9 protein-coding genes and 7 pseudogenes are annotated in these 24211 nt (G+C 57.3%); 11 read left to right on the forward strand and 5 right to left on the reverse strand.

Translation table 11 applies throughout. The features are described 5' to 3' along the window. The first annotated feature begins 1546 nt into the window (after window positions 1–1546). From ACNJYA_RS08680 to ACNJYA_RS08700, 5 genes and pseudogenes are all read left to right on the forward strand, one after another. Window positions 1547–2896, forward strand: a complete 1350-nt coding sequence (locus ACNJYA_RS08680) for an AMP-binding protein (RefSeq protein WP_439402512.1) — start codon at window positions 1547–1549, stop codon at window positions 2894–2896. After that, on the forward strand, window positions 2854–3222 hold the full coding sequence (locus ACNJYA_RS08685) for an AMP-binding enzyme (protein WP_439403402.1): 369 nt from the start codon (window positions 2854–2856) through the stop codon (window positions 3220–3222). Before ACNJYA_RS08680 ends, ACNJYA_RS08685 begins: the two co-directional genes overlap by 43 nt. Further along, window positions 3219–3293: pseudogene (locus ACNJYA_RS08690) on the forward strand (hypothetical protein); the annotation flags it as partial. The gene ACNJYA_RS08685 and the pseudogene ACNJYA_RS08690, both read left to right, overlap by 4 nt. A 159-nt stretch (window positions 3294–3452) precedes the next feature. Beyond that, a complete protein-coding gene (locus ACNJYA_RS08695) occupies window positions 3453–7922 on the forward strand; it encodes a condensation domain-containing protein (RefSeq protein WP_439403403.1) in 4470 nt (1489 codons plus the stop codon). Next, window positions 7923–9380, forward strand: coding sequence for an MATE family efflux transporter (locus ACNJYA_RS08700; RefSeq protein WP_439402513.1), 1458 nt, complete (start codon window positions 7923–7925; stop codon window positions 9378–9380). A gap of 266 nt (window positions 9381–9646) precedes the next feature. Here ACNJYA_RS08700 and ACNJYA_RS08705 read toward each other — a convergent pair. Then, a pseudogene (locus ACNJYA_RS08705) lies at window positions 9647–9857 on the reverse strand (transposase); the annotation flags it as partial. A 246-nt stretch (window positions 9858–10103) separates the two neighbouring features. Here ACNJYA_RS08705 and ACNJYA_RS08710 point away from each other — a divergent pair. Continuing rightward, a pseudogene (locus tag ACNJYA_RS08710) lies at window positions 10104–10434 on the forward strand (IS110 family transposase); the annotation flags it as partial. Window positions 10435–10449: 15 nt separating this feature from the next. On the opposite strand, the pseudogene ACNJYA_RS08715 reads toward ACNJYA_RS08710, so the two are convergent. Then, window positions 10450–11386: pseudogene (locus tag ACNJYA_RS08715) on the reverse strand (IS630 family transposase). Window positions 11387–11479: 93 nt separating this feature from the next. Here ACNJYA_RS08715 and ACNJYA_RS08720 point away from each other — a divergent pair. Beyond that, a pseudogene (locus tag ACNJYA_RS08720) lies at window positions 11480–12109 on the forward strand (IS110 family transposase); the annotation flags it as partial. Between the two features lie 18 nt (window positions 12110–12127). Here ACNJYA_RS08720 and ACNJYA_RS08725 read toward each other — a convergent pair. Further along, window positions 12128–13317: pseudogene (locus ACNJYA_RS08725) on the reverse strand (IS3 family transposase). Window positions 13318–13388: 71 nt separating this feature from the next. On the opposite strand from ACNJYA_RS08725, the gene ACNJYA_RS08730 reads away from it, so the two are divergent. Continuing rightward, window positions 13389–13655: a hypothetical protein gene (locus ACNJYA_RS08730; RefSeq protein WP_439402514.1), complete on the forward strand. Its 267-nt coding sequence runs from the start codon at window positions 13389–13391 to the stop codon at window positions 13653–13655. Window positions 13656–14558: 903 nt separating this feature from the next. Here ACNJYA_RS08730 and ectB read toward each other — a convergent pair. After that, window positions 14559–15848 carry a diaminobutyrate--2-oxoglutarate transaminase gene (gene ectB, locus ACNJYA_RS08735; RefSeq protein WP_439402515.1) on the reverse strand — a complete coding sequence of 430 codons (1290 nt, stop codon included), beginning with the start codon at window positions 15846–15848 and terminating at the stop codon, window positions 14559–14561. Window positions 15849–16659: 811 nt separating this feature from the next. Here ectB and ACNJYA_RS08740 point away from each other — a divergent pair. Further along, the gene (locus ACNJYA_RS08740; RefSeq protein WP_439402516.1) at window positions 16660–17775 is read left to right on the forward strand and encodes a RimK family alpha-L-glutamate ligase; all 1116 of its coding nucleotides are present in this window, start codon (window positions 16660–16662) and stop codon (window positions 17773–17775) included. An 847-nt stretch (window positions 17776–18622) separates the two neighbouring features. Here the strand turns inward: ACNJYA_RS08740 and ACNJYA_RS08745 are convergent. Then, window positions 18623–19510: pseudogene (locus tag ACNJYA_RS08745) on the reverse strand (dihydrodipicolinate synthase family protein). 1016 nt (window positions 19511–20526) lie between these two features. Between ACNJYA_RS08745 and ACNJYA_RS08750 the strand changes: the two are divergent. Together ACNJYA_RS08750 and ACNJYA_RS08755 are read left to right on the forward strand one after the other, a co-directional pair. Beyond that, complete coding sequence (locus ACNJYA_RS08750; protein WP_439402517.1) at window positions 20527–21516, forward strand: hypothetical protein; 990 nt, start codon at window positions 20527–20529, stop codon at window positions 21514–21516. 1469 nt (window positions 21517–22985) lie between these two features. Beyond that, window positions 22986–23951 carry an ornithine cyclodeaminase family protein gene (locus tag ACNJYA_RS08755; protein WP_439402518.1) on the forward strand — a complete coding sequence of 322 codons (966 nt, stop codon included), beginning with the start codon at window positions 22986–22988 and terminating at the stop codon, window positions 23949–23951. Window positions 23952–24211: the final 260 nt, after the last annotated feature.

Consider the following 24211-nt stretch of genomic DNA (forward strand, 5'->3'; position numbering starts at 1 on the left):
ATCGAGTTACGACCAGAAGGTTTTCCTTTCGAAGAGGCGTGTCATGAAGCGAATAGCGCGGGTCGCAGCAGCAATAAAGCGCGCTCGGGCACTCTCTGATCTCGACCGGTGCTGCGCAATTTGGTGGCTCTATGGCCTCCATTTCGGCATCAACTGCGACGTGATGTTGGGCTTGCCGCGGTCACGACCGCCCAGGAGAGATCCCGCTGCGGCATTTAGGACTCGTGACATCGGCCACCTTTCATGCGAGCGCTGGCACTGTCCCACCAAACTTGCCACCAGGTTGCGCGTTGGCTGGCGGGCCAAAAATCGCAACCTAACGCCACACATCTCAAGTCCTTCCCAGCCCACTAAAGTCGTAATCACATCTAGTACCGGCGGACTGCGCGGGGCACAAATGGCGCCTGGAAATACGTGAGCAGACCGCACAAGCCTGTTGGCAGCATCAGCAGGCTGAGAGTTGTGGCGTGGATGATGCCGCTCATGCAGTCCAGCATCTTTGACCTGACGGGCCCCTGAGCGGAGATCGGCCAATCGGACCGCTTGATTTGTGAAGTCTGCCGATCGGGAGCAAGGACGCGACGCTCGCATTTCACCATTGACCTTAAGCGGAAAGGAATATGCCGCGCCCGGGACCGCAAAGGCTGCGGAAAGTGGTCGAGTAGCTCATCAGGCAAGTCTGGCAAGCGCATTGCGATGGATTAATCCTCACGAAGGGGCCCCCGGGCAGGCTACGTCTCTCTCGATCGAAGTCTCGTGAGCCATATCCCTGCGGACTGCCAGCCATTCAACCGTGCGCCGCCCGGGAAATATGCCCTCACGCCGGTTTGCAGCGGCTTGTGCTCACCTCCATACGCTACGCGATGACACGACGTCTCAGTTTCCAGCTCGCGTTATCCTTAGTCATAAATAAATCTCCGTTGAACAACGGCCAAATATGCGGAGCTAGTTCGGATCTAGTGACGAGGTGATCGGGCACTTTGTTTGCCGGTGCCAGCACTTGGATGACCTAAAGGCCGTGCTTAGGACTGCTGCTGCGAGCTTCGATAACTCGTTGTAATGTTGAGGCGCCCCGGGTCCTTGGTGCGGCGATGACCGGCTTGAACACCATCGGTTTGGCGGTGGTTACGGTTAGAGCCCTTTCGTCCGTAAAAGCTGTACCGCTGGGGTGGCCAACACGCTCGAGATAGATTGGTGTTGCCGCTCAGGTGCCGGTAAATCGGACAATTACGCTCATCACAAGCAGTAACGAACGTCTGGCGGCCTGATTGCGGGTGCCATTGCAGAAATGGAAGATCCACTACAAGAGTAGGTAGATGCCAAAGCGGACGCGGGGTCCTACCGTCCTCCTGTTCCTCTGCCGATCATCGAGCCAGAAGCGGACATCAAAAGGTCATACGGACAAAATCTTGCGACGTGCGGAATCAGAGTGGGCTGCGCATGCACACCTCGATGACGAGCTCTGGCGTTTCGATTTGGGCGCCGGAGAAGGCGACGAATTGGGAGTGCGTGCCTACGGAAAATCAATCAGGCAAGGAGCAGGTCTATGGAACGTCAAACGATTGACGTGGTCACGGCGATCAATCGGCTTGCCGGTTCGGAGCCGGAGAGAGTTGCGCTGAGGCACGGCGCAGACGAACTGACAAATGAGGCGCTACGATCAAGATCGGATGCCCTTGCAACAACCTTACAAGAGCAGGGTGCTCGCGGTGTGGTTGTTGGCTATTCGGGAGGGCGGGACTTCGACTGGGCGACGGCGGTCATCGCAATTTTGAAAGCTGGATCAACGTACCTACCGCTCAATCCATCGCTGCCGGCTTCCCGTACATCCTTCACGATCGAGCAGAGCCGCTGTATTTTGCTAATTGGCCGAGAGCGGCCGGGTTCGCTCAAGCTGTTCCAGGATAGCAGCAAAGCAGCTCCTCAAGTCGCAGCTATAGAGGCGGCACTGTCCCGGGTGCAGACCTCGCCGGTTGTGCCATCGTCGAACGTGGATGGACTTGCCTACATTCTGTTTACGTCTGGTTCGACGGGCCGGCCTAGAGGCGCAATGATCGAGCGCGCCGGCCTAAACAACCATTTGGCGGCAAAGATCGATGCTCTAAGTCTCACTCGGACGGATTGCGTCGTGCAAACGGCATCGCACTGCTTTGACATCTCGATTTGGCATCTTCTTTCTGCGCTTTGCGTTGGAGCCTCAACATCAATCACCGATGATGCGACACTGAGGTCGCCGTCATCGTTCCTCCAAGCAATTCAACGATACGGCACTACCGTCGTCCAACTCGTTCCGTCGATGCTGGCAGTGTTTGTTGAATATCTGCAATCGCTTGCCGCGGCAGAGCGAGCGATGGACGGCTTGCGGATTATTTCTACGGTCGGAGAACCTCTAACGCCCGGATTGGCGCGTGCGTGGCTTCCCTTGTATCCCCGCGTTTCCATTCTCAATCATTACGAGCCGACCGAGTGCGCCGACGGCGTAACGCATCATCTGGTTTCCGTGCCGCCTGCACTGGCTGAGCCTTATGTGCCGATCGGCAGGCCAATTCAAAACGTTGAGGTTTATGTCGCGGATGGGCCACGGCTCTGCAATGTAGGAGAAGAAACCTGTGTTACCGGTGTCGGTGTCGCTGCCGGTTACGTCAATGACCATGTCCGCACCAAGGATGCGTTTGGGCCAGACCCGTTCTCAAACGACCTATCCTTCCGGCGCCTATATCGGGCAAGTGATCTTGGACACCTCCGGTCCGACGGCCTTTTGGAATGTCTCGGTCGACGGGATCGTCAGGTCAAAATTCGGGGCACAGAATCGAGTTGGGAGAAATCGAAGCTCGTTTGTCCGCTCATCCCGTGGTGCATGGCGCCGTCGCAGTCGCATCTGCCTGCGCAGGTGTAAAGCTTACGGCGCGAGATATAGCTGGAGCGGAGGCGCAAGCCGAATCGAGGCGGCTGGTTGCGTATGTCTCGGCTTCGGCTGAACTTGCGGAAAGCGACCTTCAGAAGTTCCTTGCTGAGGCACTCCCCACCTACATGCTTCCGGAAATAATCATCCTCGTCAGCGGTATTCCACTAACTAGGAACGGAAAGGTCGACTTTGCAGCACTGCCTGACCCGGCCAGTGTTCGGTATTGTCAACGCCCTTCGAGGAGCCGCAATCAGACCTCGAAGTCCGGCTTCGTCAAATCTGGTCCCGCATTTTGCGTATCGAGAACATCGGTGTGAGTGACCAATTCATAAGCCTCGACGGAGACACGCTCCGCGCAATGCTTATATTGGGGCAGTTGCAGACCGTGCTCGGAGTGAGAGCGGATTTCAGGCTGGTCCTGAACGGGACGATTCGATCTCTTGTCGCTTCGATCGAGGCTCGCACTGAGCTCAATCCATGCACGGCTTTGACATGCCGAAAGCTAAACGGATTACCTCTGACACACCTCCAGGAGCACCTTTGGTTTTTGGCGCAGCTCGATCCATCTGCCCGGAACTACATCATTCAAGGCGGGCTGCCGAATAAGGGAAAAATCGATTTAGCTCGGTTCAATCTCGCCTGGACCGAGGTCATTCATTCTCACCAGGCACTTTCGGCGCGCTTTATCGACGAGGACGGTCCGGTTCAATGCTTTGATGCTCCGCCATGCACAAATCTTGAATTGAGCGATGCACCTCATCTCACCGCCTCCGGGGCGGAGGAGCTCATCGCGCAGCTTCGGCGGAAAGAGCTGGAAGACAATTCCGATCCCGGACGGGGCCACTTGTTTCGCGCGCGCATGGTCCGATTTGGTCCTGACAATCATCTCATATTGATCACTGCTCACGAAATCATCCTGGATGCCTGGTCGATTTCTGTTCTGCTCAGAGAACTTCAGCAGCAATACTTAGATGCCGTGGCGCCTTGGCCAGAGAACCTTGCGTCACTCTCGGGCTACGCAACTTGGGAAAAACAACACGTTTCTCCAGAGGCGCTCGAGAATCGCCAGATTGGTGATGATCCGCCGGTGCTTTCGCTTGGAAGGGCGCGCCCGCAAACAGATTCATACCGCGGCGCCTCGCATCCAGTGTTGCTTGGCAGGGGTCTATCCAGCCAGGTCAGAGAATTCGCGTGCCAAAATGGCTGCACCACGTCGACAACATTGCTGGCGCGCTTCCAGCTGCCGCTACGAATGTATAGCGGTCAGGACGATATTGTCATCGGCATGCCACACGCTGTACGGGATCAACCTGGCAGCGCTGACATCGGCATTTTCCTGTTTATGTTGACGATCCATGCCGCGATCGATGTCGGTCAATCCTTTGCTGCTCATGCCACGCGCCTCCAGGGCCTGGTCAGCGAAGCCATCGCAAAAGGGGCCTATCCATTCGGACGGATGGTCAGAGATACTAGGTTATGTCTCCAACCGGGTCGATCACCGATCTTCCAGGTCATGTTCAACATGTACTCAGATGCCGCCGAACCAGTTGGTCGGGACGAGTTGGCTCTGACATTCCGCGAGTATGACACCGGCTATGTCAAATTCGATTTGACACTGTACGCGCAAGATCACGGCGATGAAATTGCGCTCCGGCTGGCGTATGCGGAAGACATATTCTCGAGTGATCTGGCTGTTCGCATGGTCAACAATTTGCGCTGTCCCATTGCCGCTTGCGTTGATAAACCGCTTGTGCCCTTTGAGCAACTAAGCTGCCTCAGCGCCTCAGACCTCACTTTAGTGGAGTCGCTGGATGGGTCGATCCAGCGATATGAATCTGAATATCCGCTTGTTCAAGCCTTCGAGCAGATCAGCGTCTCCAATCACGGCAAAGTAGCATATTTTGGCAAGTTCGGGAAGGCCACGTTTGGCCAGCTGCGTGAGCGCGTAGCAGCTATCCGCTCGTTACCGCGGGATATGAAGGTGGGCGCCGGCGATCAGGTCGCCATGCTTGTTGACCGGTCGCCGGACGTTGCCGGTGTCGTGCTTGCGGCGCGAGGCTTGGATGCTGTCGTTGTGCCGATCGCGCCGGATTATCCGCGTGATCGAATCCAACATATCCTGCGAGATAGCCAGCCAAAACTCCTGGTTCACCCGAATATCAGGGAGCCTGGCTTTGACATACCTTCGATGTGTCTGTTGGCCTTAGAAACGTGCGGTGTGCCGAGGGATGATGTCGCGCGGAACGACACACCGTCAGATCACCGAATTGCGAACCTCATATACACGTCCTCCTCAACAGGCCGGGCGAAGGGGGGTCTCATACCGGAAGCGGCCATTCTCAACCGCCTGAACTGGATGGGGCGGTGCTTTCCCTCCGATGGCACCGACGTCATGGTGGTCCAGAAGTCCGCCTGCCTTGTTGCGTCCGGTTGGGAATATTTTGGTGGGCTTCTGAGAGGTGTGCCCACGCTGATCCTCACCCAAGGGCAGGTGCTAGATCCGGATCTGTTGTTGTGCAGTTTGGCAAAACATTGCGTGACACGCTGTTTTGCGTCTCCGCCAGTCCCGTCCGGTCTCATCGGGTCCCAGGAACGGCAACCGCAAAGTACCGCCTGGAGATTGGTCACAAGCAGCGCCGAACCTATGCCTTCCTCGCTGCCCGGTCGATGGCGTTGGCTTTTCCCGGGCGTGCCGTTGTGGAACTTCTATGGTGCGACGGTATGTGCGTCCAATGCAGCCGTGCACGAAACATCGGATGCGGATGACAGCTCGGCGTTTGTTCCAGTGGGGCGGCCAATCGATAACTTCAAACTCTACGTGCTCGTTTCACGATTGAAGAGAGTGCCTGTTGGAGCCCCCGGCGGACTCTGCATCGCAGGCCGCTGTCTGAGCGCCGGACACTGGCAGGATCAAGACCGGACTGACCGTTCTTTCGTGCCGAATCCCTATAATGGTGGACAATACAACGTGCTTTATCGAAGTGGGGACATCGCACGCATCTCCACCAGCGGCCTTCTTGAGATTTGCGGCCGATCGGACAACCAGTTAAGGGGCTTTCGCATCGAGCCGGAGGAGATCGAGGTCGCCCTTGAGTCTCATCCGGCAATCGCAAACGCCGCAGTCTTCGCAGAAGGCATCGATGACGATCGCCGCATGACGGCGAGCGTGTTGCCCGCTGGCGAGAACCTCAGCTCTGGAGAGATTCTCGCCCACCTGCGCAGCAGGCTGCCATCTCCCTTGGTTCCCGCAACCTTCAGGTTGGTTGACAGTGTTTCCCCGACGACGAGCGGAAAGATTGACCGTGCTCGCCTATTTTCCCTTCCTTATCGCCAGATAAAAACCAATCCATCTTTCGAGCCCCGCACCAGGAACGAGCGGATTCTTTCTCGGATCTGGGGGAATCTATTAGGCGCCAAGGGGGTCGGAATCGACAGCAATTTCTTTGATATCGGCGGCGAGTCTCTTCTGAGCGTACGTTGCGTCACGCTGGCGCGCAAAGCCGGGCTGAATCTCACCGTCAACCAACCTTATCGAACGCCGACCATCAGGGACTTGGCGGCCGGGCAAGCGGAGGCGGCGCCCCACAACGTCGCTTCCTCGGACAGCTTACTCCCTGTGACACCCGCAATATCGTTTTGGAATTCTCTTATCGGCCTCGACGAGTATTTCAAAATCGGCGATCTGTTCTTCTTGGGCGGCGGCCTCCTGAACATCAAGGTCCTGGACCGCGCTCTCGCCCATGTCATCGAGAGGCACGAAGGCCTCAGGCTGCGCGTTGCCCGAACACAAGATGGACTACGGCTGGGGATTCGGCGTTGTCCGGCTGAGCGCTTCGTGGAGAAGATCGATCTCGTCCGGATGAACGGCCCAGACCAGCGCAGGACAATCGAGGGCGTCTCGGCAAGACGCCAACACCTGCTTCGATTTGATGGCCACACGCCTCTTGTTCACGTCGCAGCCTTCCCTACTTCAGAAAGCGGCGATTACTATCTGTTGGTGCTGATGCATCATTTCGTAGCGGATGGAATGGGCTATCGGCTATTCCTGGAGGTATTGGAGGGCGCATACAACGCTCGTGCTGCAGGCCATGATGTGAATGGCCCCAAGACCGTACAAAGGCTCTCTCCTTGGTTGAAACGGCTCGAGCGCTACGCGAACAGCGAAGCACCAGACAAACTCAAGCACTGGGAGGACATTGACTACGATCAATTCAACTTGCGTGTCAGGGAGGCGTCCTCGCGCGGCACGAGTGTTGCCGAGGGAAGCGCGCGAGAGCTTCGCGATGCAGGTCTCGGAGGTCGTCGTGAGGACGCGAACGGCCGTTCGCTTCGGGTACATCAGGCCAAGTACCCTCTTGAGATCGACGAGGAACCGACAGCGGGTTCCCTCGGTATTGGCGTCAGAACGGCGTATTGTCAGGACTTTGATGTGTTTCTTGCTGCCCTGTCCGGCGTGTGCGGAGCCCTGTCCGGCAACTGTTCGCTCTGGGTCGATAACCTGACCTCGGCACGAGGCCGGCTGTTTAGCGGTGTCGATTCATCTCAGATCATTGGCTTTATCAGCGAGCTCGTTCCGCTTCCTTTGAATGTCACCGGACGAGAGTCGCGTTCCGACCGTGCTCGTTTAATACACCGGCAGCGCTATGCGCTGCCGCGTGGGGGAATAGCCTTTCGGGCCCTGAAATTCCAGAACCGAGATCAAGCCGTGCGGTATCGGCTCGATCGCCTGCCACTGCCCAGGATTGGGGTGAATTATCGCGCCGGTTTGCAGCGCCATTTCCCACGCCGTTTTCTAGGCACGGACCCTTATCCAGTTTGGACCGGCGAACACATGCATCAGGCAGCTGCGATCCACGTCTTTTGGTTCGACGTCGGATATCAATCGGGCCTTCTACAGATTGATGCAACGTATGATCCGAGCATGGTCGCTTATGAGGTGACCCGCCATCTTTGCCGGGTCTTGCAACAGGAGCTATTGCAGACGATCAATGAATTCGTAGCGCTGAGGACGCTGTGAATGATGGATGAGCGCAATACGGAGCTTGTCGTCAAAAGCGATCGCGATGCGATTCCGAAGAAAAGCCGGCACATGGATCTATCGGACCAAAAGCTCCCCAGCCTTCTTCTGCGGCTTGCCATTCCATCTGTTATCGGGTTGTCGATCAACGCGTTGCAGCAGCTCCTCAATGCTATCTTTGTTGGCTCACTTGGTGCGCAGGCGATCGCAGCGGTCAGCATGACTATGCCGGTCATTATCCTGCTCGCGGCTGCGGGAGAGGGGATCGGTGTGGGTACTGCATCCTTCATATCTCGTCATCTTGGTGCTGGTAATGAGTTGGAGGCGAGTCGAGGTGCGAGTACGGCACTCGCGCTCGCCGCTCCGATCGGAGTGATCATGACCGTCGGACTGCTTCTGAGCCTACGAGCCATCTTCGTCGCACTCGGGACAACTCCAACCATCCTTCCCATCGCTCTCGACTACGCCACGATCCTTTTACCGGGGTCCACTTTGATGCTCCTAAATATTGTCAGCGGCTTCATCGCAAGAGCTGAAGGCAACACACGATTCAGTATGTGGGCGATGCTGAGCGCTTTCATATTGAACGCCTTGCTTGATCCTATCTTTATATTCTTACTAGAGTTGGGTGTGCGAGGTGCGGCCCTAGCAACGATCGTATCTCAGATCGCTGCAATGAGCCTCTACATCGGATATTTTGCCAAGGGGTGGGGCACTGTCTTCGTCAGAATCTCTCAGGTTTCGTTGCGGGTGGATCGCATCGGAGAGCTCGCGTCCATTGGGGCGCCGGCGACCGCGACGAGTATCTTATCGGCTCTTGCCGGTATGCTCTTGTACGGAGCGGCTGCCCGGTTCGGTGACGAGTTCGTCGCGGCGGTGGGAATAGCTGTAAGAATTCTGACAATCGGAGCGCTGCCTGTCACGGGTTTTTGTATCGGCTCTCAAGCTGTCCTGGGGTTCGGTTGGGGCGCCCGCGACCCTGCCCGTGTACTGAGGGTCGCGAAGTTCATGCTATCTATCACGCTTGCGCTTTCCTTTGCGTATTCCGCAGCCGTTATGCTTTTTGTCCGGCCTTTGGTCAGGTTGTTCAGTGATAGCGATAAAGTCACCGAAATTGCCGTCTCGAGCTGCATTGTCTTTCATCTGTTTTTTGGGCTTTACGGTATTCAGAGTTTCGTGACGACAATGCTTCAGTCGCTGGGAAGAGCACGTCTCAGCGCCGTTGTCTCTTTCGCGAGGGAGGGATATCTCTTCATGCCGGCCGTACTTTCATTTCCTGTCATATCGGGCTTCAGTGGAGTGTCGGCCAGTAAAGCTTTCGCCGAGCTGGGCGCTGGAATGATCGCGCTGTTTGTCATGTTGCGCCAGTTCGCTGAACTCAGGCGAGGAATACCGGCACATTCCGCCAGGAATCGAGAGGGCTCCTTGACTTCGTCAGATACCATCCCGACCAAGTGATACGTTCCTCGCGGGCGAAACAGCCAGCCGTCATCCGTTCCGGGCCGGTGGTTGCCGAAGTCGTTGCCTCGTAGGCGAGAGCGTAGTTGGCTAGTTCGATGGGATGACTAAGCATAGCGTTCATGCCGAGTGCGCCTTGTTTGCGGCCGCACGTGCTATCCCGTCGATGCGGTCGTGCCATTGTGCGGGCTTGTGAAGCTGCGCGATCGTGTCAGCTGGCGTGGTGTAGCTGAGTGCGGATCACGTTGGCCGGCATGGGCCGGACAGCTGGCGATTGCCGGGAAACTGAGGGTGGGATCATCGCCAACGGCGTGATCGTTTCAAGTGTCATGTAGCGGCCGCGCTGAACCGCCCGCTGGTCGTTTTGTTCGAGCAGGATGCCCCAATCAGGCGGGTGATGGCTTCTTCATTGAGAAAGATGCCGACCAGTTTGGTTCGAGGCGTGATCTCGCCGTTGACCCTTCCGAGCGGATTGGTAACCGGTATGAGATGTTTCGGTGCCAACGTTCCGCTACGGTGTTCTACATCATGGCGTATGGTGCGACCATCGAGACAGAGCCACCGGGAGCACGATGTGCGGGCAGGCCGATGCATTCGATGAGCCGAGAGCTCGAGTTAGTAGCTGGCCGCTTCCGCGACTCGCCCGGTTGCGCCGGGAGCGCGAATCCGTAGTTGTCGTGTCGCGCGCAGCTATCGTCATCATGTGTCTGGCAGGAGGTGCGAATGCGACGGGTCATTGGCGTTGATGTCCACCGAACCTTCGGGAAGATCGTATTTTGGGAAGACGGCAGGCTTCGACATGCAGGCCGGATCGATATGAAACGGACTGCGCTGGCGAGATTTGGCAAGACCCTGCTGGCCAGTGATGAGGTGGTGCTTGAAGCAACAGGCAACAGCATGGCGGCACTCGCGAGTGCTGACGCCATTCGTGGCGCGAGTGATTGTCGCGAATCCCTTGCAGGCGAAGGCGATCGCCCAAGCTCACGTCAAGACCGACAAGATTGATGCTGGTACGCTCGCCAGCCTGCAGGCAGCGAGCTACCTGCCGCAGATCTAAAGCGTGATGACATTAGGTTCGATAGCCTGAATTTTTGAGGTAGTTGGCGCATTCCTCTGAGGTAAAGGCATCGAGTGCGTGGCCGATTGCTGCGCAGACAGCGTCGACGGTTCGCGGCAGCTTTGCGGACCAAGTGCTTAAGTTTGGCAAAGACTTGTTCGATCGGGTTCAGGTCTGGCGAGTATTTTGGCAGGAAGAAGAGTTTGGCGCCGACCGAAAGGATGAGCTGGCGAACCACTTTGCTCCTGTGGCTACCGAGATTATCCAAGACGACGATGTCACCGGGCTGAAGGGTCGGCAGGAGAACCTTCTCGACATAGGTGCGGAAGCTCACGCCATCGATCGGCCCCTCGATGAACCATGGCGCATCGATCCGGTCATGGCGCAGGGCCGCCAGGAAGGTCATGATCTTCCAGCGGCCGTGGGGGACTTTTGCGTGAAGTCTGCTCCCGCGCGGCGCCCATCCCCGCAAGGGGCCATGTCGGTCCTGGTCCAGGTCTCGTCGATGAAGACCAGCCGTTCAGCTTCGACGCGATCTTGATACTTTGCCCACTGGGCTCGCCGCCGCGCGACCTCGGGACGATCGCGTTCGCCAGCCGCCACGCTTTTTTTTGAAGCTGAGCTTCTCGGCATGCACGAAGTCCCATACCGAGTGATAATCGACTTTCAGGCCGCGCCCGGCGAGCTCAGCAACGAGACCGCGTATGGTGAAATCGCCGTCCTTGATCCGCTGCGACAGCCAGACCGCGTGCTCACCCGAGAGTGCCTTCGGCTTGTAGCCGCCGATCTGGCTAGGCTCGACACTGCCAGTCTCATCAACCCGCTTCATCCAGCCGATGGCTGTGCTGATTGCCACCCCAAATTGCTTGGCGGCCTGATTGCGGGACATCCCGCCCTCGATCGCGGCCACAACACGCTTGCGAAGATCAAGAGAGTACGGCTTGCCCATCCATGCTGGCCTCCGTCCAGCCAGCATGGTGAATCAGAAACCGGCTGATTTGGGAATCCCAAATCGATTCAGCATAAACCCATCCCGCTTTAGACGCCTGACGCGGAGATCGAACGCAAGCGCAGACTGGTGGCGCGGCGCTACCAGGTCGTCCGGCATCGCACGCGGCTCAGGAGCGAGGTACATTCTATCCTGCCTGCACACCTGATCCCGAAGTGCCACATGCCGACCTCGTCAACGCCAGCGGCCGGGCCTGGTTGGCCGCTCAGTTGCCGGATGATGGGCGAGCGGCCGTCGATCGGCACGTCCGTAGCTGGACCGGCTGGCGCAAGACCTGGCCCTGCTCGATCGCGAGATCGCGCAGGACGCAATCGTGGATTCCGCGGTCAACAGACTGATGACAATCACCGGCCGTGAATCTGCCGGTCGCCGCCGGCATCGCGGCGGCGATCGGCGAACATCAGCCGGTTCAACAGCACGCAGAAGCTGGTGAGCTATTTCGGGCTGAGCCCGCGGGTGCGCCAGTCCGGGCTGTGAGTCGCCCACCACGGTCGCATCAGCAAGATCGGCCGCAGTCATGCGCGCGCCATGCTGGTCGAGGCGGCCTGGGCAGCGGCCAAGGCGCCGGGTCCACTGCATGCGTTTTTCGTACGAATCCGCGCCCGGCGCGGCCATCAGATCGCCGCCGTGGCGGTGGCTCGCAAGCTGACTGTGCTCTGGTGGTGACCTTGCCCCCAAGTTTTATCGAGTTCTGAGTTCGCCCCGGTCGTTGGATTTGCCCAGTTGGGCGGTGGAAGCGACGGGAGCTGGCGCGGAGCCTTCGGCATAGCGCAGCGCCAGATCCCGACGCGGATGACAGGTGAAGGCGAACTCCGATGGGGTTTTCCATCCGAGCTGCGAGTGTGGTCGTGCGTTGTTGTAATCGGCCCGCCAGCATCCAAGCGTGACGCGGGCCTGGGCCAGCGACGTGAACAGCGTCTCGTTCAACAATTCATCCCGCAGCCGGCCGTTGAAGCTCTCGATGAAGGCGTTCTGCATGGGCTTGCCCGGCGCGATGTAGTGCCATGCGACGCGGCTCTGGTCGGCCCAGGTCAGGATGGCATTGCTGGTGAACTCGCTACCGTTGTCGCTAATCACCATTTTGGGTTTGCTCCGCTCCATCACCATCCGGTCCAGTTCCCGCGCGACCCGGCCCCCCGAGAGCGAGGTGTCGGCCACAAGCGCCAGGCACTCGCGGGTGCAATCATCGACCACGGTCAGGATGCGGAAGCGGCGGCCGTCGGTGAGTTGATCCGAGACGAAGTCGATCGACCAGCGGTCGTTCGGCACCATCGGCACTGTCATGGGCGCTCGGGTCCCGATCGCCCGCTTGCGGCCGCCACGGCGACGAACCGCGAGCCTCTCTTCCCGGTAGAGCCGGAAGAGTTTCTTGTGGTTGATCCGATAGCCCTCCCGCTAGAGCAGAACATGCAGGCGTCGATAGCCGAAGCGACGGCGCTCCTGGGCGATCGCCCTCATGCGTTGGCGCAGGGCAGCATCATCCGCCCGAGACGTCTGGTATCTGATCGTCATGCGGCAACAGCCGATGGCTTTACACGCCCGCCGTTCGCTCATCCCGTGGGCATCCACGACATGCGCGACAGCTCTCCGCTTGCCCGCGGGCGTCACCACTTCTTTCCCAACAAGTCCTTCAGCGCTGCATTGTCCAGCATGGCATCAGCCAGCAACCGCTTCAGCCGGGTGTTCTCGTCCTCCAGCGTCTTCAGCCGCTTGGCCTCCGAGACCTCCATCCCGCCAAACCTGGCTTTCCATTTGTAGATCCTGGCGTCACTGACGCAGTGCTTCCGGCACAGATCGGCAACCGAAACGCCAGCCTCGTGCTCCTTCAAAATCCCGATGATCTGCTCTTCCGAAAAGCGGCTGCGCTTCATGCTCTGGTCCTTGTCTTGGGCCAGAGCGAACTTCAACCTGGATTAAGTCTGAGGGGCAAGGTCAGTGGCATTTGCTGACGAAGGGCGAGGATTACCTGTGGGCGCGCCCGGCGCGGGTCGCCAACAAGATCCGCGCGGTGCAACTTCAAGCCGGACATCCGCAACAGAAAGGTCGCCGCCGTGGACCAGCCTATGCCTACAACATCAAGGCGCTACGCGACCGCGAGATGTTGATCGCCAGCCAAGCGGAGCAAAGCGACGAACGATTCGTGTCGCAATGGAAACCGCGGCGGCCAAAAACCGGCGCGTGGGCGCCTCAGCTCGCCAAGACAAAATAGGCAGTCTGGTGATGCTTGCAGCCGACACATCACGCTTCGGCACGAGGTCGCCCACTCTCAACAACCATAATCGCGGCTAACGGCAACTTCTAGCCAGGAATGCAGTCCCATTCCACGCTAGGTGCTGCCGCCGTACTCGGGCCGGTCAAGGCCAAGCCTTGCGGTGGCCGCAAGCGCGGTCAGCCTTGACCGCCCCTGCGCGCGGCGGCTGCGAGATCGGTCGCCGGGACGGAAGAATGGCCCGCAGCGCAGCCGAACGTAAGAATGGAGGCGATTCCCGCAATCGTCATCGCGGCGCGGTCATAAAAAATCGCTTGTCCATCTCATCCGTCGAGTGCAGCTTGCGGTGGCCGGAAGGTTCATAGGCGAGCACTTCGGCTTCGACCTAATCCACTAAGACCGCAACGCTAGGCAGCTGGGGCGGAGCTGGTCGGCGACGCACCCCCATTGCGTTCGCGCTGCCTCACATTGTTCCCGGCGAACGCGGTGGTGTTGAAGGCGGAGACGATGTGCCGTCCGTGCCGACCGGCATGGCCCAGCATATTACGCATGAAGTCGACGCCGGGGTTGTTGAAGACGGATCGATACACGGGGGAATAGGCGCAAAGAGAGCGTCTGCCAGCAGCTTCGAGGCTGATGCCGCGGTCTTCAGCTAGGCGGACGTTCGTGTCCTATAGCACACGCCATACGGCGCGCCCATATATGCCAAGTGTAGCTTCTACCAGAGTTGGGTTCCCGCGTGGAACGGCAGCGAGTTGAAGTAAAGCAGGCTGATCCGGATGGCCGTGGTCGCAACGGGGACGCCAGCGTTTGCAAAAGGCGAGGTATCGGTCGATTGGGGACGCGGGCATCGGATACGGTATGCCGAAGCCTGTATCACTTCCGAACAAGCGGTGTTGTAGTTCAAGACGGACTGCGGCGTAGCGCTTCAGCCACAGACTCCTCAAAAATTGCTAGACCTTCGTTCAAGGTTTCGCGGTCGATCGTAAGTGCGGGTAAAAATTTTATAACCCGATCATCTGGTCCGCACCGTTCGATCATTAATCCATTTTCGAATGCCTTACGTGTGATCGTATCCGAAATTTGCGCCGCAAGGCAATCAAAGCCGAACACCATGCCGCGCCCCCGAACCGCAAAACTATTTCCATATTTCGCTGCAATCGCTGAAAGTTGGCGATGTAGAAAAGTGCCTGTGCACTTGACCTGATCTGCGAAGATTCCCTCGCGCCAGTAGATGTCGATTGCGGCGGTTCCAGCCACTAGCGCGAGATTATTCCCCCGAAACGTTCCCGAGTGCTCTCCCGCTGCCCATCCATCGAGTTCGTGCTTGATCAACAGCATTGAGAGAGGAAGGCCGTATCCGCTCAATGATTTCGACAGCACGACTACGTCGGGCGATAGCGTCGCAATCTCAAAGCTAAAGAAGTCACCCGTGCGACCACAGCCCATCTGAATGTCGTCTATTATGAAGAAAGCGCCGACATCTTTGGCGATCGTCTGCACCGATCTCAGCCATTGCTCAGAGGCGACATTAATCCCACCTTCTCCCTGCACTGTTTCTAGTAGAATGGCAGCTGGGAGGTCCACTCCGCTGCTCTGATCCATCAATGCGGTCCTGAGGTGTTCAGCGGTATTCACGGCGGGCCCGAAGTAGCCGTCATATGGCATGAACGTCACGCCCGAGAGAGCAGCGCCTGCGGGTTTGCGATAGAAACGGTTACCGGTTGCAGCAACGGCTCCTAGACTCACCCCATGATAACCGCGAGTGAAAGAGATAACGTTGTGACGTCCTGTAACTTTGCGCGCGAGCTTTAACGAAGCTTCGACAGCATTCGCTCCCGTTGGGCCGGTGAACTGAAGGCGATATCTCAAATTGCGCTTTTGCAGGATAATTGAGTCGAAGGTCTCCATGAAGTTGATCTTCGCGGGAGTCGCCATATCGAGAGCGTGTACGAGCGCATCCGACTGGAGATAGTCAGTGATAGCGGCTCTTATAGCATGATTATTGTGTCCATAGTTCAGCGCTCCAGCGCCAGAGAAGAAGTCAATGATTTTGCGGCCGTCGTTCGTTAAAATAACCGATCCACGGGCGTTGCTGAAAATTGCGGGAAACGCGCGAGAATATGATCGAACGTTGGATTCTAGAGCTTCCATTGTTTTGAGGTGTTGAGAGGTCCTCGGAGCGGTGTTCATTATGGCTATCCTACCATGTGAGTGCATCGAAAAGATGCAGCCCTTCTGTAAGAAGAGAGCGGCATCATCTACTCTGGCGCCGTCATTTAGGCACCTACCAACGCTGGTGGCCCAGAACCCAGGTTAGGTACACTGCTCCCATAATAGCACGTGCGAGTCTGTGATGGCCGTGCGAGTTCAGCGCGAAATGACATTGCTGACCAACGCTGGATCGATCTTTGCGGTCTACCGCACCCTCGAGAGTGCCGCGGCTTAAACCGCGAGCCCGCTTCGCCGGTCGAAAGCCCCATGGCAACGGCATGGCCGAGGCATTCGAAGTCTTCGAACGCTGACTACGTCCGGTTGAGCCACCAGAACACTCACGGTCCTGTCAGGGTTGCCGCTCAAGCGCGCAGTTCATCACATCACCCACGCTAGGCGGGTGTACGAGCGCGCAAGTCCTGTTTTCGACTCACTTCGGGTCACCAAAGCGAAGTTCCCAGCCCGTTCACGAACACAGGATTCGGCTCCCCGTGGTTATGGCAATGGCGCACAACTTGGCAGCTTCAAACTAACGACGTGCTTCAGCATGCCCCTTCATGCAAGCAGGGGTGAGCTAAGGTAGACAAATTCAAATGCTGGCACGAGGATTGCTCTTCGGGGAAGCAATAGGCAAAGGCCAATCGCCGACAGCAACATCTCCGCGTTAGCACTGATGGTATTTGGCGAGTGATGTTTGCTACTCTAGATCGACAGACAATGGTCGTCCCATATCAAATACGTTCAACGCTCTGATTGTGCCGCAAGGTCAACTCGAGCCAGGAGAACCGCTATGAGACTTCTCATACTCACAGGCCGTCCGGATTGCTTAGGTGAAAACGATGTTCCCATCGGAAACGCGTTCCGTCGTTTCGGCTGGGAAGTGATTTTCGGCGAGATCACTGGTATCGGATCAGAAGACTTTCGCTATTTTACACGCGGAGTCTTGGTGTCTCCAAGCGGAGACCCGCACCAGCTTGGCTCGGCTGCACAGGGCGCCAAGGGCGTATATTTCATCGACGAATGCCAGCTCGTCTTGGTCAACGGGGGGCCGCCGTCGAGCATCTCCCGTGATGTATGGCAAATGCTCTGGCTAGCCTCGCAACATACTAGGTTCGTCAATAGCATTGCGGGTACGTTATTTCTAGAAACAAAGCATGCATTGGGTCTCATCGTGCCGAAAGAGCATCGAGCAGTTGCATATGCATCGAACGAGTTCTCCGTACTTTGGGAACGCTACCGCCAGAGTCCCGATCTCTCCTGGGTTGCGAAGCCGGCAAACGCGTATGGCGGAGAAAATGTCTTCTTGCTTCCTCCCAACGGACCGAATGTTCGAGCCATCCTACAATGCCTAACTGGAAACGTTGACGCGCAGAGCAAATTCGGGGGACTCACCGAACGCGCACCACTCGTGGAGCGGTACCAATTCCAGTACGGCCGTGAAGGTTTTGTGGCTCAATACGCTCTTCTTGAGCACTTCATCTCTGAAGTGCGGCAGGGCGAAAAGCGCGTCATCGTTGCCTGTGGGCGGGCAGTTGCTTGGCACGGCCGGAAAGCGCCGCTTGATGATCACAGATCTAATATTACGCAAGGAGGTAAGCCAATTCCTGTCGACTTGCATTCCAAAGAGGTTGAACTGGCCGAGTTGGTCGGTCGAAAGCTGATGGACTATGGCGTGAATTTCGTTGGGCTTGATATGGCTTACCCTTACATCATTGATGTTAATCTTACGAGCCCGGGAGGGTTATACGACGCGAAACTGGCCTCGGGCGTAGATCGATCCGATCAGGTAGCAAAGCTTATGATCTCCCTTTCAGAGGCCGAAACCTATGGACTGAGGGCACTAAGCGGAAACCGTCGTGTGCATTCATGGGCGCGGCCCTCAGCCGCGTCCGGTCAGTCGGACTGAGGCGACGCCTACCCCACGCGGTTGTCGTGAGTGCGACAGACGTGCGTAGTCGGGAAGCGGCTAACAATTGGGAACTGTACCAGGCCATTTGTAGCCGCTCGCTGCGCTCCTCACGGATTTATGCGCCAAATCTCGAGGGACTGCGGCTAGCCCATCCATAGCCATAGCGATACTTCTCAACAATACCACTCTTCGGGCAAGGCAGCCTTGACCGACGACCGCCATCAATGTCCGCCAGAAACGCCTGTTTCTGTGATTATCTCCCGGCCGATTGCTCGTTCGATGACGCTCCTGGATCGATAGAGCTATCGTTCAGAAAGGACGGGGCAACAGATGGGCGTGTCGCATAGCGCCTCGCTCTTTGCCTCTCGAGCGCCGCATCTGCTGGTGGCCTACCACTGACTTTCCCGGGATCTGAGGCCCAAATTGCACCCCGATTGCTTAGGTGGAGCCATGGGCGCGGCAGAGCTGGTCAGAGTTGCACAGCCGACCCAAATTTGCGCTGAACGTAGCACCCGCGGTACACAGACAAGGAGCCATCTCTCCATAGCCCGAAGGTCTGGTCCTAGGGCCGTGAGGCAGCGTGGCCCTTTCTGCTCCCCTGAATTCGCACAAGGATTCTAGAAATGTCGCGTTCATGGTTGATGCCGCTAAAGCGGCCTATAACTGCTCCGTTATTGGGTTAGCAGTCGCGGAGCAGCGACTGCATGCGTATCTGGCCGACGCGTTGAACGAGACATTCGCACGTGCGATGACTTAGGCCCTCATGAGTTTCGAGGCAATGCACCTACGTATCCTGGGACTCAAGAAGGCAGGAACGTGCGGCATAGGCACTTTGCGGCTGACCTCAAGTCTTGGCCCAACGGGTTAGACCAGCCTTGGGGATGGCCTCTTTTTGTTCGTGCGCCAACGGCAGCAACGGAAGGCGCGGGCCACCGGCGTCACGACCAAGCTGTCTCATGGTCTCCTTGATTGCGGCGTAGTAGCCCCCGGACTGGAAGCAACGATAGAAAGCGAACACGTCTCGGCCGAGCGCATCCAACGTCTTATCGCGAGTGAGCGCCTTGCCCCAGTAATCGCGAATCAAGGGACCGGCGATTTGGTGTGCCATTGCGACTACTCCATGCGCACCAACGGCGCGCGCCGGAACGATCATTGTTTCATAGCCGACGAAAACACGAATTTTAGTACCCACGCGCTGCATAAGCTCGCTTACCTGAGCGATAAGTCCGGAGCTGTCCTTGATGGCGACGACCGTTGGAATCGTGGACAGCTGCTCCACGAGAGCGGGGGTGATGTCGACGCCCGCCCGGCGGGGACTGTTGTAGAGCATGAGCGGCAGCGACGTGTTCCGCGAAATGTTGTCGAAGAATGCCACGATCTCGCGCGGGCTCGGCATGGCATAGATCGGCGGAAGAACCATGCCGCCGGCACACCCCGCCGCGCCGGCTGACTGACACGCTTCCAGGACATCTTCGACGCGCAGGTCGGCAACGCCCGCCAGAAGGGTACGCGACGGCCAACGTGATTAACCGTCAACTTGTAAAGGTTCGCACGCTCCGCTTTTGTGAGTGCATAGAATTCTCCGGTGCTGCCAGCGGCGACGATGCACCTGCGCGCCATTCGCGATTGCCTCGTCGATGAGGGCCTTGTAACGGGTATCATTGATGACACCTTCGGCTCCGTAGGCAGTGACGAGCAAGGGAAAGATGCCGCCCCAGTTTACTTGCGTCATGTTCTACTATCCTTTGTCGGAAGATGCAGTTGAAGGTGCGGCCGCCGGCGCAGCGAGAGGGCCGAAGGACGGGCGTGTTCCGTAAACCGTCCGACGAAAGCGGCGAACCTCGGCTTGGAGTTCGACAGCAGAAGATCACGCGGAGCGCCGCTCGCAGCGACGACACCGTTGATTCATGAAGACCACCCAATCGGCCAACGCATAAGGGAAACCGATCTCCTGGATGACGATAACCATTGTCATTCCCTCTGCGTCGAGTTGGCGAATAGCTGCGTTCGCACACCAACTCCGAGCCCAGCGCCGAGGTCGGCTCGCCGAACAATATGACGGTTGGGCTGCATGGCCAGCGCGGAGGCGATGGCGACCGGGCGGTGGGGTAGTGCGGCTTGGCGCAGAGAGTCATCATTGGTTAGCGTCATCCCAGCCCCAGACGAGGTCGCGGACAATCTTGCATTTACCGGGCCGAACGGAACAGCCACTTAAAGTGATAGATCTACGATCCGACGGCTATGTCACATGTCCGACAGCGCACAAATTCACCGGGGCCGTTCGATGAGGATGACGGCTTTCCTACGGAAGATCCATTATCCCGGACACGCAGCAAAAAGAAGGGGCCGGGTTCGTCGAACTCAGGAGACAGCGGTACTTGGTCCGTCTATTTCCTTTTGGGCGGGCAATATACCAAAGGCCAGAACTGTATCTGGGAGCTCTTTGTGCGCAGCTGGCACGATTGGTTCTCTCGTTCCTCAGGTCGCCGCAACGAACCAAAATGGTACGCTCCTTGCACGAAGGCGATTAACGTGTGAGGTCGAATCCTAAGCAAGTGAAATATCGGCAGATACGTGCCCTCACAAAGACGGTGCATCCGGTGAGCACGATTGTCATATCCGCTGTGAGGCCGAAGTCGGGCTCATGGATATGGGCCTGCAGTTAGCGGCAAGGCCGCTGGAAGACCTCAGCCGCAAGGCGTTGCCGTCAACTCCCGCTTGAGATTCAATGAACTTCAGAAAGCGAACATGACCCAGCTCCATGGCATTTACATTGATCACAAGATGACCACCCCATTCGCGATGGCGCAGCTATCGGCGAAGATAAAGTCGTTGGCTACAGACCTGGCGAGGAGTGGAATTATTCTGCTCGCAACTTGCGTGCGAGTTGAAGCCTATGGCGACGCGGCCGCTGTTACAGATATTGAGAGCACGATATTCTCTGGTCTCTCATACAAACGCATTGAAGGTCCAATCGAGATTGCCCGGCGCCTCGCGGAAATTGCATCCAGCGCTCACTCCCAAATCCTCGGCGAGAGTTACGTCAGCCATCAGCTCGCGAAGTCAATCGAACTTGTAGATCTGAAGTGTCCGATTTCCCAGGTCGCACGGTTCGCACTCGATATCGGGCGTGCCGCGCGTGAGCGACAGGGATTTATCGCGTCCTTCAACTACGATCAGATAGTCCGAGACATCATAGCGAGCCGATTTACGGATGGAGAGCGACCCGATCGACTTTACGTCATTGGGGCAGGTATGCTCGGTCGCGGGCTGATCAGGAGCGGCGTGGGAGAACGATTCCGCGCTACTATAGTCGTAACCCGCAATCCTAAGGCTCTTCGCAAACGTCTTCGACGTTACACCGATATAGAAGTTGCGCTCTTGCGCCCGGAAGAGATTGGACAAGAGCGCGAACCACGTTCGATCGTGGTCATTGCAACCACGGAAGTCGATGATAAATACGAGGCCATCCTGCAGAACGGGCTCCTGCGATTGGAGCCACGGACTATCGTAGACTTCTCGTCGGTCCCAGCGTTGTCAAGTGCAGCAATCAAGAGTCTTAGCTATCTGAACATGTACAGCGAAGAATTTCTCCAGTTCATCGAACACAACAATAGACAGCTGGCTCCAAAATTGCCGCTCTTGTTTTCTGACATAGAGGCAACGTTGCGAGCGGTGCAGATCCATATTGCTGCAACGACGACAGAGCCGGGGCAGTACACGCAGCGAGAAGGGTAGCAGTGCGGTCCGTATGGCTACAAATGACTCGGCGAATGATTCGTCCACAAGAGAGTTGACACTTCCAGAACTGCTCAAATTACGTGAGGCATCGGGCATCCATTAACCAGCTTCAGATCAGCTACGGGGACGAGTGAATGTCGTCGTGAGACCTCAACGTCTGCTTGGCGCAGGAGCTGTCTTGCACTCCAAGCATGACCGCATCGCGCAGTGCCGTAGTAATCACGAACTGAATGCGGTGATTTATGTCAGCCCTAACGAAGCAAAGCGTTGATGCCGACATCGAGGCAGTGCTAGACATCTCCAGGACGTCTGGAATCTCGCTTGAGTTGTGGCGTTGAGAGTTGTCCTCATGGTCAACGTCGCCACGGCAGCGACGCAATCGAGAATCGTAGGCGGATATGAACACCCTGCGTGCCCTCGGTCAAACAAGCTCAATACTTACCTGCGCGCTTCCCTGCCCGACTGGGACGAGCACCCCTGATCATTGTCCTTAGGGCGCGCTCGGACCGTCTGGTCGTAACTCCATCGCCGCTGACGCTCGGCGTCCAACACATCGACCTGCATTCGCACATAACCTCAAAGCTAGACTTAAGGTCAAATCCTCGGGCCGCATCTCAAACTACGCAAGGGGGCGGGCCGCCGGAGAGATACCGAGCTCTGTCTTCAAAGGTTTGGAAGACGCTTGGCGTCAGGTAAGTTGTAGCGTTCGGCGGCATCGATGGGCGATCGACAAGCGGCAGCATTGTGATGGCCGAATGAGGCATATGGCGCAGTGGCGATCCGAGTGGTGGATCAATCCGGCCTACGGTCGCTGCTGCTGGACTGCCATCGCCAGTACCGCGGCCTCGAGTTCGACCTGCATACTGCGCAGATCGCCATCGACTTTAGAATATTGTGCTCGATGCGCAGCAGCTCTTTTTCCTGTCGCAGCCGGTATCTCGAAAGCCGGTCCGCCCGACACCTGTGCCCCTGCGTATGTGGCGCCACGCCGCCGATACGGACCCCTGCCGTGATCTATCGCCAAGTGCCTCAGCGCAGAGACACGCAGATGGAGCGCCTTAGCCAGCGACCTGACTGAGCGACGGCGAGACCACCAACTAAATGGCTTTGCGTCTGTACTCCTTGGTAAACGACCGACTTTGACGTTCTATTCGACACCTCTTGTCTCCTCCAGCCTAGTACAGCTGTCGGTTCTCAGAGGGGACTCAATCGGCCCATGACCAGCTTTCTGTTGGTGGTTCTCCTCAATACCTTTTAGGCGGTTGTATGTTTTCGGACAAACAGGCGGAGCGAGGAGCGTACAATGCCTATCATTGAAGGAGCTTGATCTTGGTAGCTCGTCGACAATGCGGAGAGCAATGTGATGCTGGCACAGCACTTGCTGAAGAAAGTGGGGCGCCAAGTGTATGAGAGGAAAGTACGCTAGTGCTCCACGCGGTCCTGCCGTTTACGGAGAAAGGTGAGTCATGAATGAAAAGCTGATCTACTTATCCGGCGAGGATGTGAAGAATTTGAGAATATCATCTCGGCAGGCGCGGGACGCCATCTTGGCGACGTTCCGTGACTATGCTGTAGGAAAGGTCGTTGGATTGCCAAAGTTGAGCATTGATACTCCTTCTTCTTTATTCAGCTCGCTCAGCTCATCATCCCAAGCCTACGGCATTGCCGCAACAAAATGGATAGCAGTTGCGTCGGAGAAGGAGGGCATCGGAAGAGCTAGAGTGAACGGTTTGATCTGCGTGAGTGACTACACGTCCGGGAGCCCTGTTGCTGTCCTCGATGGAAACTCTATCACTTTGATCAGGACAGCGGCGACATCCACAGCTGCGGCGAATTATCTCGCGCCGAAGATGCCCGAAAGTATTGGTCTGGTTGGCTGCGGTTTACAAGCCCTCAGTCACCTCGACGCTTTCGTAGACCTATATCCATCACTTCGCAAGGTCTATCTCTATAGTCGGAGCAGGGGGTCTGCCGAGTCAGTTGCCGTCGCTGCAGCCGAAAAACGCCGCGAGCCAATTATTACGAAGGATTCGGATATGCTGGTGAGTAAATGCGATATTGTGATATCTACAATTCCAAGTGCACCAGATCTAGAGTCTTTTCTGGACGCGCGGTTGCTTCAGTCTTCGTCCTTCGTTTCAGCAGTGGATGGAGGCAGGAGCTGGCGGTCGGACAGCTTAACTAGTTTCGACAGGCTTATCACAGACAGTTTAGAGCAATCGGGGTCCCCGGTTGACGCAGCTAGTCGTCCGGTTAAGCACATCGTTTTTAGTGAAGACCTGCGCCATCTCACAAGTGGCTCCTCGGAATCCAGTTTGCGCAGCAAGACACTATTCGCATTCCGGGGCTTTGCGATTGCCGATTTGGCGATTGCCGATTTAGCGCTTCGGCAGGCGCGTGCTCTCGGAGTTGGCACAACTCTGCCACGCTGAATGGAGTATAGCCTCTTAGGGCCTCGTTGGACACGCGTCGTGTAGGAGGCCGATAGGGGTTGTGATCGGAACAAAAGGGCAAGACGAATGATCGCGCCGTGGCACAGCAACACCACCGGTAGCTAAGAGTCGCAATCGCCCGAGATCCTGCTATAACTTTCTGGCGCTGGAGTGGGAGCAGGCAATTGCGCTCCATCAAGCAACAGCGCATTGGTCATGTGTGACCTCCCGCGCGAGCGGGTACGCTCTAATCCGTGCGT

The sequence above is a fragment of the Bradyrhizobium sp. BLXBL-01 genome, from assembly GCF_051853025.1.
Classification (GTDB): domain Bacteria; phylum Pseudomonadota; class Alphaproteobacteria; order Rhizobiales; family Xanthobacteraceae; genus Bradyrhizobium.